We start from the raw sequence: 12,009 nt of genomic DNA, 5'->3' as shown, positions 1-12,009 counted from the left end.
GTCCTGCCGCTGGCGGGGCCGCTGTTGATCGCGTTGGTTCTGGGGGCCGTGGCGGCGAATACAGCCATCGGTCGCCTTGACGCGCTGACCGATCAGGCGTCGACCACCAAGCTGCTGCTGCGGCTCGGCGTGGTGATGCTTGGTCTGCAGCTGCCGATCGGCGACATCGCCGGCATCGGGATCAGCGGCATCGTGATCGTTCTCACCACCGTCCTGGTCACGTATGCCGCCACCGTCGCGGCCGGCGACCGACTCGGTCTGGATCGCAGCTTCGTGACCCTGCTCGCCGCCGGTTTCTGCATCTGCGGAGCCGCCGCCATCGTCGCGGTGCAGGACGCTGTGTGCGCCAAGGAGAAGTTCGTGGCTCTCGCCGTGGGGATGGTCACGCTGTTCGGCAGCCTGATGATCGTTGCCGTCCCGTGGCTTTCGGACCTGATCGGATTGCGCGAGGAGCAGGCCGCGGTGTGGGCCGGCGCCAGCATCCACGAGGTGGCCCAGGTGGTGGCCGCCGCCGCGATCGTCGGACCCGGCGCGTTGGCGATCGCCACCACGGTCAAGCTCGGTCGGGTGGCCTTGCTCGCGCCGATGTATGCCGTGGTCCAGCGCCGAGCCGCCCGGATCGCGCCCCCGCCGGACGGTCAGGCCACGGAGGTGCGGGTGCCGCTGGTTCCGTGGTTCGTCACGGGATTCGCGGTAGCCGTCGCGATCAGATCCGCCGGTGTGCTCCCCCTGTCGGTGCTGGACGTGACTGGCGCCGCGACCACGTTCCTGCTCGCCGCGGGCATGTTCGGGCTCGGCCTCGCGATTCGTCTTGCCGACATGTGGCCGGTGCCAGCGCGGGCCGTCGCCCTGTCCGTCATCTCGACGGCGGTCGCGGCCGGCACGTCGTTGCTGCTGATCATCACCACGTCGTGACGACTAGCGCAGCTTGAGAACCTTCTGGGTCTGCTCGGCCATCTTCGCCTCACCCAGGGCATTGGGGTGGACGATCACGGCGTTCGTGCTGAAGACCGCCGGCTCGATCCACCGGGTGCCGATCGCCTTGCAGGCATCGTGACCCACCGAGATCTTGCCGAAGTCGACGAAGGTGACCTTGGTCTTGGCGGCGGCCCGCTTCACGGCGGAGTTGAGGGTCTTCTGGATGCCGTGCACGTACGGGACGTCGCCGGTGGCGAGCGGCAGCTGGGGGTAGCAACCCGTGGTGGGTGGCACGATCTCCGGGTACCCGAGAATTGCGACCTTGGCCTTGGGCGACCTGGCCTTGACCGCCTTCAGCGTCTTGACCAGGGAGGGGTAGGTCGTGGTGTTGATGGTGTCCTGAAACGACGAGCCGTACTGGTCCTTACAGGGGCTGCCCTGACCGAGCGTGGCCGCGCTCGCGGTTCCGCAGCTGACGATGGCCCCGATGAAGACTCCGCTGTCGTTGCCGCCGATCGTCATGGTGACCAGCTGCGTGTCGCGCTTCAGCGCGTCGAGCTGGGGTGCGACACCGTCGTACTGCTCGGTGAAGAAGTCGCTGGTGTCGGCCGCACCACACGTGACGTCGGTCAGCTGGGCGCCGATCTTCGCGGCGAGAACGTGGGGATAGTTTCGCGTCGATCGCAGGCACATCGGCGGCGCCGTGAGGTCGAGCGGGACGACCCCCGAGGCGGCGCTGTAGGAATCGCCGAGCGCCACGTAGCGCAGGGGCTTCTTGGCGGCTGACGATGGCGCGGCGAGGACCAGGCTGGTCAGGAGGGCGAGCACCGCTGCGAAGATCAGTCGTTTCATGCAGCAACCAACGAGCGGTGGGCGCCCGGGTCACGACACGAGGCCATCAGCGCTGGCATGCTCAGGCGCCGCGCCGACGCCACCGCAGCAGCAGCCCGGCGATTCGTTGCAGCCAAGGCTTCTCGAGGTCCTCGCGCAGCTGGGCGAGGGCCGCGTTCCACACGCCGTCGCCATAGGTCGGGTACGGATGGATGGTGGCAGCGATGTCCCTCGCCGTCATTCCGTGCTGGACCGCAAGGGTGACCTCGGCCAGCGACTCCCCCGCCCGTGGCCCCACGATGCAGCCGCCGATGACCTTGCCCCGGCGACCCAGCACCAGTCGGGAGAACCCGGTGACCTGACCCTCTGCCACGGCGCGGTCGACCTCGGCGTGCTGGATCACGCGCTCGTGACCGTCGTCGTCGCTGGCACGGTCCACGCCCACGGCCGCGACCTCGGGCTGCGTGTACAGCACGCGCGGCACGGCGGACAGGTCGACCGTGCGGCGCAGGCCGAGCACGGCGTTGGTCGCCGCGAGCGATCCGTGCACGCCGGCCAGGTGGGTGAACGGCGGATGGCCCGTGACGTCGCCAGCAGCCCAGATGCGTTTGTTGGTGGTCCGCAGACGGGCATCGACGACGACGTCACCGCTCGCTGCGATGTCGACGTCCGCCTCGGCCAGGTCCAGCGAATCGACTCGGGCCGCCCGACCGGCGGCGACGAGGACGACGTCCGCGCCGGCCACCACGTCGGCGTCGACCGTGGCACCGGTGAGCACCGTGATGCCGTCCGCGGCGAGCGCAGCCGCCACCACCGCCGCCGCGTCGGGTGCCTCGTGGGGGAGCAGTCGCTCACCTGCCTCAGCGATCGTCACGGTCGAGCCCAGACGGGCGAAGGCCTGCCCGAGCTCACAGCCGATGGCGCCACCGCCGACGACCAGCAGCCGGCGCGGCAGGGTCTGTAGATCCCACACGGAGTCCGACGTGACGACCGTGGCGCCCGCGAGCGCGTCGATCGGAGGGATCGTCGGGCTCGAGCCGGTGGCGATGACCGCCCGGCGGAAGGTGATCTGACGACCGTCGACGTCGATGGCGCGAGAGTTGAGGAACCGTGCCGTGCCGTGCAGCACGGTGACGCCAGCGGCTCGGAGGCTGTCGGGCGAGTCGATCGGCGCGATCTCGGCGATCGCGGCACGCACCCGGTCCATCACGGCGTCGAAGTCCAGGTCGTCGTCGCCTTCTGCAGCGCGATGAGCCACGTCATGCGCAGCCGAGAGCAGCGTCTTGCTGGGAACACACCCAGTCCAGAGGCAGTCGCCGCCCGGTCGTTCGGCCTCGATCAGCACGACATCGGCTCCAGCGCGCGCTGCGGTCTTGGCCGCGACGATGCCTGCGGTGCCCCCGCCGATCACCACGAGATCCCAGGGCTCCTTGGCCGCGTCGAGCGGATCAGAGGCCCAGCGGGCTGACTGCCAGTCCTCGGCGGTGTCCAGCGCACTCACGGGGCGGTCCCGACGGCGATCACGATGTGCCCGGATCGGCGCGTCTCCACAGTCGGTCGGTCGAGGTGATCGGTCACCAAGGTCCACGGTCGTCTCGTCAGGTCCACACCGCCAGTGAAGCAGGCGAACCCAGCGGCCGGAGACAGCAGGCGACCGGCACCCGTGGGCATCGCCAGATCGACCACCGCGGCTCGACCGCCCGCCTCGAGCAGATCCATCGCCTGGGACCAGGCCGATCGCCAGTCCTCGACGATCGACAGGGCGTAGGTGGCGATCACCACCTGGACGGGTTGGTCGCCGACAGCGTCGCGGAGGTCTGCGGCGTCTGCATGCACCAGGTCGAGTCGGCCCGGACCGGCACGGCGTCGACGCGCCTGGGCCAGCATCGCCGCGCTGGCGTCGACTCCGATGATCCGGCCTGCCGGACCGATGCGATCGCGCAGCAGAGGATGATTCAGGCCGGTTCCGCACCCGAGGTCGAGCACGGTGTCCCCCGGCCTCAGATCGAGCAGATCGATCGCCCGTAACCGCGCCGGTCGGTACACCGGCCGCTCGAAGGACAGCACGTCGTAGAACCGTGCTCCCACGCCGTAACGACTCACCATGACCCCAGCATCCCCCCACACGCACAGATCCCGCTGAACCCGACGTCGGGCCCAGCGGGATCGGCAGGTCAGACCAGGTCGTACCGGTCCAGCATCATGACCTTGTCCCAGGCGGCGATGAAGTCGGTGACGAACTTGTCGCCGGCGTCATCGCTGGCGTAGACCTCGGCCAGAGCCCGCAGCTCGGAGTTCGAGCCGAACACGAGGTCGGCACGGCTGCCGGTCCACCGGACGTCGCCCGTGGCCAGGTCGCGACACTCGAACATCGTGTCGGTGTCGTCCGACGCGGTCCACTGCTGGCCCATGGCGGTCAGATTGACGAAGAAGTCGTTCGTCAGGGTGCCGGGGGCCGACGTCAGGACGCCGGTGTCGGAGCCGTCGTAGTTGGCCCCGAGCACGCGCAGGCCACCGACCAGCACCGTCATCTCGGGTGCGGACAGCGTCAGCAGGTTGGCCCGATCGACCAACAGGTACTCCGCCGGCAGCTGGTTGCCCTTGCCTGCGTAGTTGCGGAACCCGTCGGCGGAAGGCTCGAGCGCCGAGAACGACTCCACGTCGGTCTGCTCCTGGGTCGCATCGGTGCGACCGGGCGTGAACGGCACGGTGACATCGTGACCGGCGTCCTTGGCCGCCTGCTCGACACCGGCGCAACCGGCCAGCACGATCAGGTCGGCCATCGACACCTGCACGGAGCCGCTGTTGAACTCAGCCTGCACGCCCTCCAGCGTGCGCAGTACGCCGGCGAGCTGGTCGGGATGGTTGACCTCCCAGCCGTTCTGCGGCTGCAGGCGCAACCGACCGCCGTTGGCGCCGCCGCGCTTGTCGCTGCCGCGGAACGAGCTGGCCGCGGCCCACGCCGTCGACACCAGCTGCCCCACGGTCAGGCCGGAGTCCAGCACCTTCGACTTGAGCGTCGCGACGTCCTCAGCGGTCAGCGCCTCGCCGGTTGCCGCGGGCACCGGGTCCTGCCAGAGCAGCTCCTCGGCGGGGACCTCGGGACCGAGGTAGCGCTGGATCGGTCCCATGTCGCGGTGCGTCAGCTTGAACCAAGCACGGGCGAACGCGTCGGCAAACTCGGCCGGGTTCTCGTGGAACCGTCGCGAGATGGGCTCGTAGATCGGGTCGACGCGCAGCGCCAGATCGCTGGTGAGCATCGTCGGCGGACGGGCGGCCGAACCCTCGGCCGGCCCGGGCACCGTGCCGGCACCCGCTCCGTCCTGGGGCTGCCACTGGTGGGCGCCCGCTGGGCTCTTGGTCAGTTCCCACTCATACCCGAAGAGGTGGTCGAAGTAGTCATTGGTCCACCGCGTGGGCTGGGTGGTCCAGGTGACCTCCAGCCCGCTGGTGATGGCGTGCTCGCCCTTGCCCGACTCGTAGGTGCTGATCCAGCCGAAGCCCTGATCGGCCAGTCCGGCGCCCTCCGGCTCCGCTCCGACGTACTCCTCGGGATCAGCGGCGCCGTGGGTCTTGCCAAAGGTGTGCCCGCCGGCGATCAACGCCACGGTCTCCTCGTCGTTCATGGCCATCCGGCCGAAGGTCTCACGGATGTCGCGGGCCGAGGCCAACGGGTCCGGGACGCCCTCTGGGCCCTCGGGGTTGACGTAGATGAGACCCATCTGGACCGCAGCCAGCGGGTTCTCCAGGTCACGGTCCCCGGAGTATCGCTGCTTGCCGCCGTCCTCGCCGCCGAGCCACTCGTTCTCCGGACCCCAGTAGACGTCCTCGTCGGGCTCCCACACGTCGACGCGACCGCCGGCGAAACCGAAGGTCTCGAAGCCCATGGACTCCAGCGCCACGTTGCCGGTGAGCACCATGAGATCGGCCCATGAGAGCTTGGCGCCGTACTTCTTCTTGATCGGCCACATCAAGCGACGGGCCTTGTCGAGGTTGCCGTTGTCTGGCCAGCTGTTCAGGGGGGCGAAGCGTTGCATGCCCGCTCCTGCGCCGCCGCGGCCGTCGCGCACGCGGTACGTACCGGCGCTGTGCCAGGCCATGCGGATCATGAATGGTCCGTAGTGTCCGTAATCGGCCGGCCACCAGTCCTGTGACGTGACGAGCATGTCGGCGATGTCGCTCTTGACGGCGTCAAGGTCCAGGGTCGCGAAGGCCTCGGCGTAGTCGAAATCGGTCCCCATCGGGTTGGCCTCGGCGGGGTGCTTGCGCAGAATCTTCAAGTTGAGCTGGTTGGGCCACCACTCGCGGTTGCTGTGACCTTCCGTCGGGTGCGCCGGCGTGGCGACGGGGCATCGGCCCTCGTTCTCCTCGGCATTCATGTCTCCGACTTTGGCGTCGTGCTCGGCCATGGTGCTTCCTTCCGTGGGCAGTTCAGTGAATGACGTGCGTGGTGCAGGAGGGGCAGGTGCCCCAGTAGATGACCTCGGCCTCGTCGATCGAGAAGCCGTGATCGTCGGTGGTGGTCAGGCACGGGGTGGCATCGGTGGCGCAGTCGACGTCGGCGATCGAGCCACAGGTCCGACACACCGCGTGGTGATGATTGTCGCCGACCCGCGTCTCGTAGCGGGCCACCGACCCTGACGGCTGAATCCGACGCAGCAGCCCGGCGCCGGTCAGAGCGCGAAGCACATCGTAGACCGCCTGGTGGGAGACGTCGCCCTGATGTTGGCGCACGACCGAGATGATCGACTCGGTGTCCGAATGGGGGTGCTGCCGCACCGCGTCGAGCACCGCGATCCGAGGACGAGTGACGCGCAGGTCGGCCGAGCGCAACTGCTGCGCGAGGTCCACCGGTGCCGACATGGCTCGACCCTCCCCCACTTTCTTGAATGAGTCAAGAAGCGATCGGTCTCATCGCGCCGACCATGCGCCGCCGCAGTCCCCTAGGCTGCTCGTCATGCCCACCATGATCCTCGTCCGACATGGCCGCACCACCGCCAATGCCAGCGGGGTGCTGGCGGGTCGGACCCCGGGCGTCAAGCTGGACGAAACCGGGCGCGAGCAGGTCCGCCGCACCGGCGAGCGGCTGGCCGTCGTGCCGCTCGCTGCCGTCGTCTCCAGTCCGCTGGAGCGCTGCCGCCAGACGTCGCGAGCCATCGTCGAGCAGCAGTCCGAACCAACGGACCTGGTGATCGAGAAGGGCATCACGGAGTGTGATTACGGAGATTGGCAGGGCGGCACCTTGACCGAACTCGGCCAGGAGGACCTGTGGAACGTCGTCCAGTCCCAACCGTCGGCCGCCACATTCCCCGGTGGTGAGTCCCTGGCCACCATGCAAGCCCGCGCGGTAGCAGCGGTCCGCCGCCACGACGCCGAGCTCGAAACCACACACGGAGACCACGCCGTGTGGGCTGCCGTCAGCCACGGCGACATCATCAAGGCGATCCTCGCCGACGCGCTCGGCATGCATCTGGACCTGTTCCAGCGTCTGCACGTGGACCCCGCGTCCATCTCGATCATCCGGTACGGCACCCATCGGCCCACCGTGCTGGCGTCGAACACTCACGCCGGAGATCTGGCCTGGCTCAGCGTGACTCCGAGCACCGATGACGCTTCGGTGGGTGGGGGGGCTGGACCCGATGCGGTCAGCACCCATGCGGCACAGGCTTCGGGTCGCTCCTAAACTGGACCCATGCCACCCCTCGTGCATGGCTTCGACTGGCCGGACCGGTTCGTGATCGACACCGTCGGCGAACCCGGAGACCGAACGTTCTTCCTGCAAGCGCGCTCCGGCGCCGAGGTCGTCAGCGTTGCGCTGGAGAAGGAACAGTCGGCAGTGCTGGCCGAGAAGATCGAGGAGATCCTCGACCAGCTCATGTCCGAGGACGGCAACCCGTTCAGCATCCCCGCACTCGCGCCCGACGGTCTGATTGACCACGACCCGCTCGACGAACCCGTGCTCGAGCAGTTTCGTGCCGGCGCCATGAGCCTGGGATGGGACCCGTCCACGGCGCAGATCGTCATCGAGGCCTACCCGGTCTCCGACGCCGACGTCGAGGCGCTTGAGGCGTCGGACCCGGTCGAGCTGGAGCCTGAAGAGGTGCTGCAGGTGCGCATCCCGGTAGGCACAGCCCGCGCCTTCGCCAAGCGCACGCGGGAGGTCATCGAATCCGGCCGCCCGGTGTGCTCACTGTGCCGTCTGCCGATGGACTCACCGGAGGACCACGTCTGCACGCTGCCCGACGGCTTCCAGTGACTCACGATCTCGCCGGCGACCTCAGCGGCGAGCTGGAGCTGACGGGTCGGATCATGCCAGCCTCCAACGCCACGTTCGTCGGGACGATCGGCGGGCAAGCTGTCGTGTACAAGCCGACGGCCGGCGAGCGACCCCTGTGGGACTTCCCCGACGGACGCCTGGCTCAGCGGGAGGTCGCCGCCCACGCCGTGTCGCAGGTGCTGGGGTGGAACATCGTGCCGCACACGTGGCTCGGCGAAGGCCCGCACGGTCCCGGCATGCTGCAGATGTGGTGCGAGCCCGATCCCGACCAGAATCCTGTCGACCTGGTGATGTCCGGCGCGGTCGGCGAAGGCTGGCGCCACGTGTTCGACGGTCTCGACGCCCAGGACCGCCGCGTGTCTCTGGTGCACGAAGACTCCCCCGAGCTGCGCCGCATGGCAGTGTTCGACATCGTGGTCAACAACGCCGACCGCAAAGGTGGACACGTGCTCGCCATGACGTCGGGCCACCGGTACGGCATCGATCATGGACTCACCTTCCACATCGATCACAAGCTGCGCACCGTCCTGTGGGGCTGGACGGCGGAGCCCCTCACCGACGAGGAGGTCGCCGGGGTCGAACGCGTGCGGTCGGGCCTGGCCGTCGACCTCGGCGACCTCCTCGCCGAGCTGCTCACGGCCGACGAGGTCTCCGCCCTCGCGGCTCGCTGCGACCACCTGCTGAGCCATCCGCACTTCCCTGCGCCCAGCGGTGAGATGCCTGCCGTCCCCTGGCCTCCGTTCTGATGACCCCCGACACCTTGTTGGTCGGCTGCGGACGGCTCGGATCCGACATCGGACTGCGGCTGGCGGCCCAAGGTCATCGAGTCGCGGCCATCCGGCGGCACGCCGACATCATTCCCCCTCCACTGCAGGGCATCTCAGCCGACCTGACCGCCGAGGTACCCTGCCTCCCGCCGCTCGACCTGGGCCTGCTGGTGGTGGCGCTCACCGCTCGGCCGCGCAGCAAGGAGGCGTACCGAGCCACGTACGTCGACGGCATGGCCCGCGCACTTGATGCGCTCGACGCTGCAGGCCAGCGTCCCTCCCGCGCTGTGCTGGTGTCCTCGACGGCGGTCTTCGGCGACGCGCCACCGGACCTCCTGGTCGACGAGCTGGTGCTGGCCGACCCGGCCGATGGGCCGGGCCGCATGCTGCTGGCCGCTGAAGAGCTGTTCACAGAACGGATACCGCATGGAACCGTGCTCCGCTTCTCCGGTCTGTACGACGGCGACAGCACCCGGCTGTCCGATCGGCTGACATCAGGCGACGTGGGCGATCCCCACCGGTGGACCAACCGCATCCACCGCGACGACGCTGCAGCGGCCGTGGTGCACCTGCTGACGATGCACGATCAGCCCGGCCCGCTGTACGTCGGCACCGACGACCACCCAGCGCAGATGGGCCACCTGATGGCCTTCCTGGCACAGCGTCTCGAAGTGGCGGCGACCACCCCAGCCGACCCGGGGCTCGGCACCGGCAAGCGCCTGTCCAATGCGCTCCTGCGGTCGACCGGCTGGACGCCCACCTTTCCCACCTTCCGGGAGGGATACGAAGCGTCTCCGCCCCACGAGGAGCCCGGAGCAGATGCGTCATGATCTGACCCGGGACGGGCCTGACATGCTCGAGCCATGACCGCCACGACGTGCACGTTCCCCAACGACCGCGGTCATGACCTGGCCGCTCGCCTCGAGCTACCAGACGGCGAGACGGTCGGCGCCGCGATCTTCGCGCACTGCTTCACCTGCTCCAAGGACTTGCGGGTCGAGCGCCAGCTCATTCAGGCGCTCACCGACGAGGGCTTCGCGGTGCTGTCATTCGATTTCGCCGGACTGGGCCGCAGCGAGGGCGACTTCGCCCGCTCGACGTTCACCGCCAACGTCGGCGATCTGCGCGCAGCTGCGGCTCATCTGACCGAGACGGTGGCCCCACCCACGCTGCTCGTCGGCCATTCGCTCGGCGGGGCGGCCGTGCTGAGCGTGGCTCCGGACCTGCCGAGCGTGCGGGCCGTCGCGACCATCGGCGCACCTGCCGACCCGGCCCACGTCATGCACCTGCTCGAGGGCGACCTCGACGCGATCCAGCGCGACGGCTCGGCGGTTGTCACGATCGGCGGCCGTCAGATCACGGTCGGTCGCGACTTCGTGGACGACCTGACCCGCCATGAGCCGGCTGCGCGGTCGGCTCAGTTCCGCGGTGCCACGCTGATCATGCACTCGCCCGTCGACGAGCTCGTCGGGATCGACAACGCCGAACGCATCTATGACGCGACCCGGCACCCCAAGAGCTTCGTGTCACTCGACGACGCTGATCACCTGCTGACCGACGCTGCCGACGCCACCTACGCGGCCACCGTCATCGCAGCGTGGGCGGGCCGGTACTTGCCCACCCCCTGACGCGTGTCAGGACCGCATCAGCGCATCCACGACCTCTGCGGCCGGCCGTGCCGCCTCGATGGCGCCCACCCCCATGCCAGCGTCGACCGGAACCACGCGCGTGTCATCGGCTGCCATCGCCTCGCGCAGCTCCGCACGCGCTGATGCATCCGCCGCGAGCGCCTCTTCTCGTCCGGTCCATCGCCGAGAGAACTCATTGGCAATGACGCGACTCGGGTGCTGCGGCGACCACGGGTACCCGAGCGCCGTGTCCACGGCTCGTGTCAGCACGGTGTCGGTTCCGCTGGCCGCGATCATCGTGGCGCGCTGGCCCGCCGTCGTCAACGCCTCGGGGCAGGCGGCGAAGGCCGTGCCGATCCAGACGCCCGCCGCCCCGGCACGCAGCGCGGCACGGACGTCGTTGGCCGTGCTGATGCCGCCGGCGGCCAGGACCGGCTTGTCGACCGCGGCGATGACATCTGGCAGCAGCTGCGTCCGTGTTCGATGCGGTTCCCCGTGTCCACCACCTTCCAGTCCCCGTGCCACCACGACATCAACTCCGGCGTCCTGCGCACGGCAAGCACCGTCGACGTCGAAGACCTGCGTGATCGTGACTGCGCCGACCGATCGTGCCTCCGAGACCCAACCGAAGTCAGTGCCGAAGCTGACCGAGAGGGCCACCGGGCTGGCGTCCAGTGCTGCGCGCCACAGCATGGGCTCCTTCCGGAGCACCCAGTCGATGAGACCGATGCCGAACCGATCCATGTCGCCCAGCAGTGCCAGCTGCACCTGCAACGCCTCGGCCGTACTGGAGCTGCCGTTTCCGATCATGCCGAGACCACCGGCCGCGCTCACCGCTGCCGCGAGCCGCCCACCGGCCACACCGCCCATCGGAGCGTTGAGGACCGGGACATCAAGCGCCCAGGCCGCGGGAAGATCCGGTCGCTGGCTCACGTCACCGCCATCGTGCCACCACGATCAGCTGAGGACGTCGAGGACCTGCTTGACGATGCCGTTGGCGTACGTCTCCTGTTCCACGACGGCGAGCTTCTGCTTGGGTTGATCGGCCGTAGCGAACAGCCGCTTGCCCGCACCGAGCAGAACCGGGAAGACCAGCAAGTGATAGCGATCGACGAGTCCTGCCGCCGCCAGACCCTGGGCCAGGGTGGCGCTGCCGTGCACGATGATGGGCCCACCCTCGCTCTGCTTGAGTGCGGCGACGTCGTCCAGAGACCGCAGCAGCGTGGCGGGCCAACGAGAGTCATCGGCCTCCAGGGATGTGGACACCACGTAGCGCGGCATCGCGTTGTAACCCGCAAATTCCTCGGTCATGGTCGGCCAGACGGGTGCGAACTCCTCGTACGAGATCCGGCCCATCAGCATGGCACCGGCCTCATCCTGCTCGCGGCCCTTGAGCTCGTAAGCCTCGGGCATGAACTCGATGTCTTGAAAGGTCCACCCGGCGCTGCGATGGTCGCCGCCGCCGGGCGCCTCCATCACTCCATCGAGGGACATGAACTCAGTGATGATCAGTGGGCGCATCCGGACATGGTGCCAAGACAGCGTCGGTCCACGCACGTGAGGTCCACCGCTCCTCGATGTTCCCCAC

General features: G+C 68.9%; 13 protein-coding genes. 6 read left to right on the top strand and 7 right to left on the bottom strand.

All coding sequences use genetic code 11. The features are described from left to right. Positions 1–915: YeiH family protein (locus tag WB508_RS10835; RefSeq protein WP_423844898.1), on the top strand; the 915-nt coding region annotated here is incomplete at its 5' end. Between the two features lie 3 nt (positions 916–918). On the opposite strand, the gene WB508_RS10830 is transcribed toward WB508_RS10835, so the two are convergent. From WB508_RS10830 to WB508_RS10810, 5 genes are all read right to left on the bottom strand, one after another. Next, positions 919–1,770, bottom strand: a complete 852-nt coding sequence (locus WB508_RS10830) for an SGNH/GDSL hydrolase family protein (protein ID WP_423844897.1) — start codon at positions 1,768–1,770, stop codon at positions 919–921. 61 nt (positions 1,771–1,831) lie between these two features. Then, complete coding sequence (locus WB508_RS10825; protein ID WP_423844896.1) at positions 1,832–3,250, bottom strand: dihydrolipoyl dehydrogenase family protein; 1,419 nt, start codon at positions 3,248–3,250, stop codon at positions 1,832–1,834. Next, positions 3,247–3,855 carry a class I SAM-dependent methyltransferase gene (locus tag WB508_RS10820; protein WP_423844895.1) on the bottom strand — a complete coding sequence of 203 codons (609 nt, stop codon included), beginning with the start codon at positions 3,853–3,855 and terminating at the stop codon, positions 3,247–3,249. Before WB508_RS10820 ends, WB508_RS10825 begins: the two co-directional genes overlap by 4 nt. 68 nt (positions 3,856–3,923) lie before the next feature. Next, positions 3,924–6,158, bottom strand: coding sequence for a catalase/peroxidase HPI (gene katG, locus WB508_RS10815; RefSeq protein ID WP_423844894.1), 2,235 nt, complete (start codon positions 6,156–6,158; stop codon positions 3,924–3,926). Between the two features lie 22 nt (positions 6,159–6,180). Continuing rightward, positions 6,181–6,612, bottom strand: coding sequence for a Fur family transcriptional regulator (locus WB508_RS10810; RefSeq protein WP_423844893.1), 432 nt, complete (start codon positions 6,610–6,612; stop codon positions 6,181–6,183). 94 nt (positions 6,613–6,706) lie between these two features. Here WB508_RS10810 and WB508_RS10805 point away from each other — a divergent pair, with 94 nt between their 5' ends. The 5 genes from WB508_RS10805 to WB508_RS10785 are packed head-to-tail and all read left to right on the top strand — an operon-like array spanning position 6,707 to position 10,421. Further along, on the top strand, positions 6,707–7,432 hold the full coding sequence (locus WB508_RS10805) for a histidine phosphatase family protein (RefSeq protein ID WP_423844892.1): 726 nt from the start codon (positions 6,707–6,709) through the stop codon (positions 7,430–7,432). 9 nt (positions 7,433–7,441) lie between these two features. Continuing rightward, positions 7,442–8,005: a DUF3090 domain-containing protein gene (locus WB508_RS10800; RefSeq protein WP_423844891.1), complete on the top strand. Its 564-nt coding sequence runs from the start codon at positions 7,442–7,444 to the stop codon at positions 8,003–8,005. Then, positions 8,002–8,772, top strand: a complete 771-nt coding sequence (locus tag WB508_RS10795) for an SCO1664 family protein (protein WP_423844890.1) — start codon at positions 8,002–8,004, stop codon at positions 8,770–8,772. The genes WB508_RS10800 and WB508_RS10795 overlap by 4 nt, the downstream gene beginning before the upstream one ends. Further along, on the top strand, positions 8,772–9,623 hold the full coding sequence (locus WB508_RS10790) for a hypothetical protein (RefSeq protein WP_423844889.1): 852 nt from the start codon (positions 8,772–8,774) through the stop codon (positions 9,621–9,623). The genes WB508_RS10795 and WB508_RS10790 overlap by 1 nt, the downstream gene beginning before the upstream one ends. 33 nt (positions 9,624–9,656) lie before the next feature. Next, on the top strand, positions 9,657–10,421 hold the full coding sequence (locus tag WB508_RS10785) for an alpha/beta hydrolase family protein (RefSeq protein WP_423844888.1): 765 nt from the start codon (positions 9,657–9,659) through the stop codon (positions 10,419–10,421). A gap of 6 nt (positions 10,422–10,427) precedes the next feature. Here WB508_RS10785 and WB508_RS10780 read toward each other — a convergent pair whose 3' ends face one another. Together WB508_RS10780 and WB508_RS10775 are read right to left on the bottom strand one after the other, a co-directional pair. Continuing rightward, complete coding sequence (locus WB508_RS10780) at positions 10,428–11,354, bottom strand: NAD(P)H-dependent flavin oxidoreductase (RefSeq protein WP_423844887.1); 927 nt, start codon at positions 11,352–11,354, stop codon at positions 10,428–10,430. Positions 11,355–11,378: 24 nt separating this feature from the next. Next, complete coding sequence (locus tag WB508_RS10775; RefSeq protein WP_423844886.1) at positions 11,379–11,942, bottom strand: dihydrofolate reductase family protein; 564 nt, start codon at positions 11,940–11,942, stop codon at positions 11,379–11,381. Positions 11,943–12,009 lie beyond the last annotated feature (67 nt).

It is taken from the genome of Aeromicrobium sp., from assembly GCF_049586495.1.
Classification (GTDB): Bacteria; Actinomycetota; Actinomycetes; order Propionibacteriales; family Nocardioidaceae; genus Aeromicrobium.
Note: the sequence above shows the minus strand (reverse complement) of the source record. Positions and strands in the feature narration are given on the sequence as shown.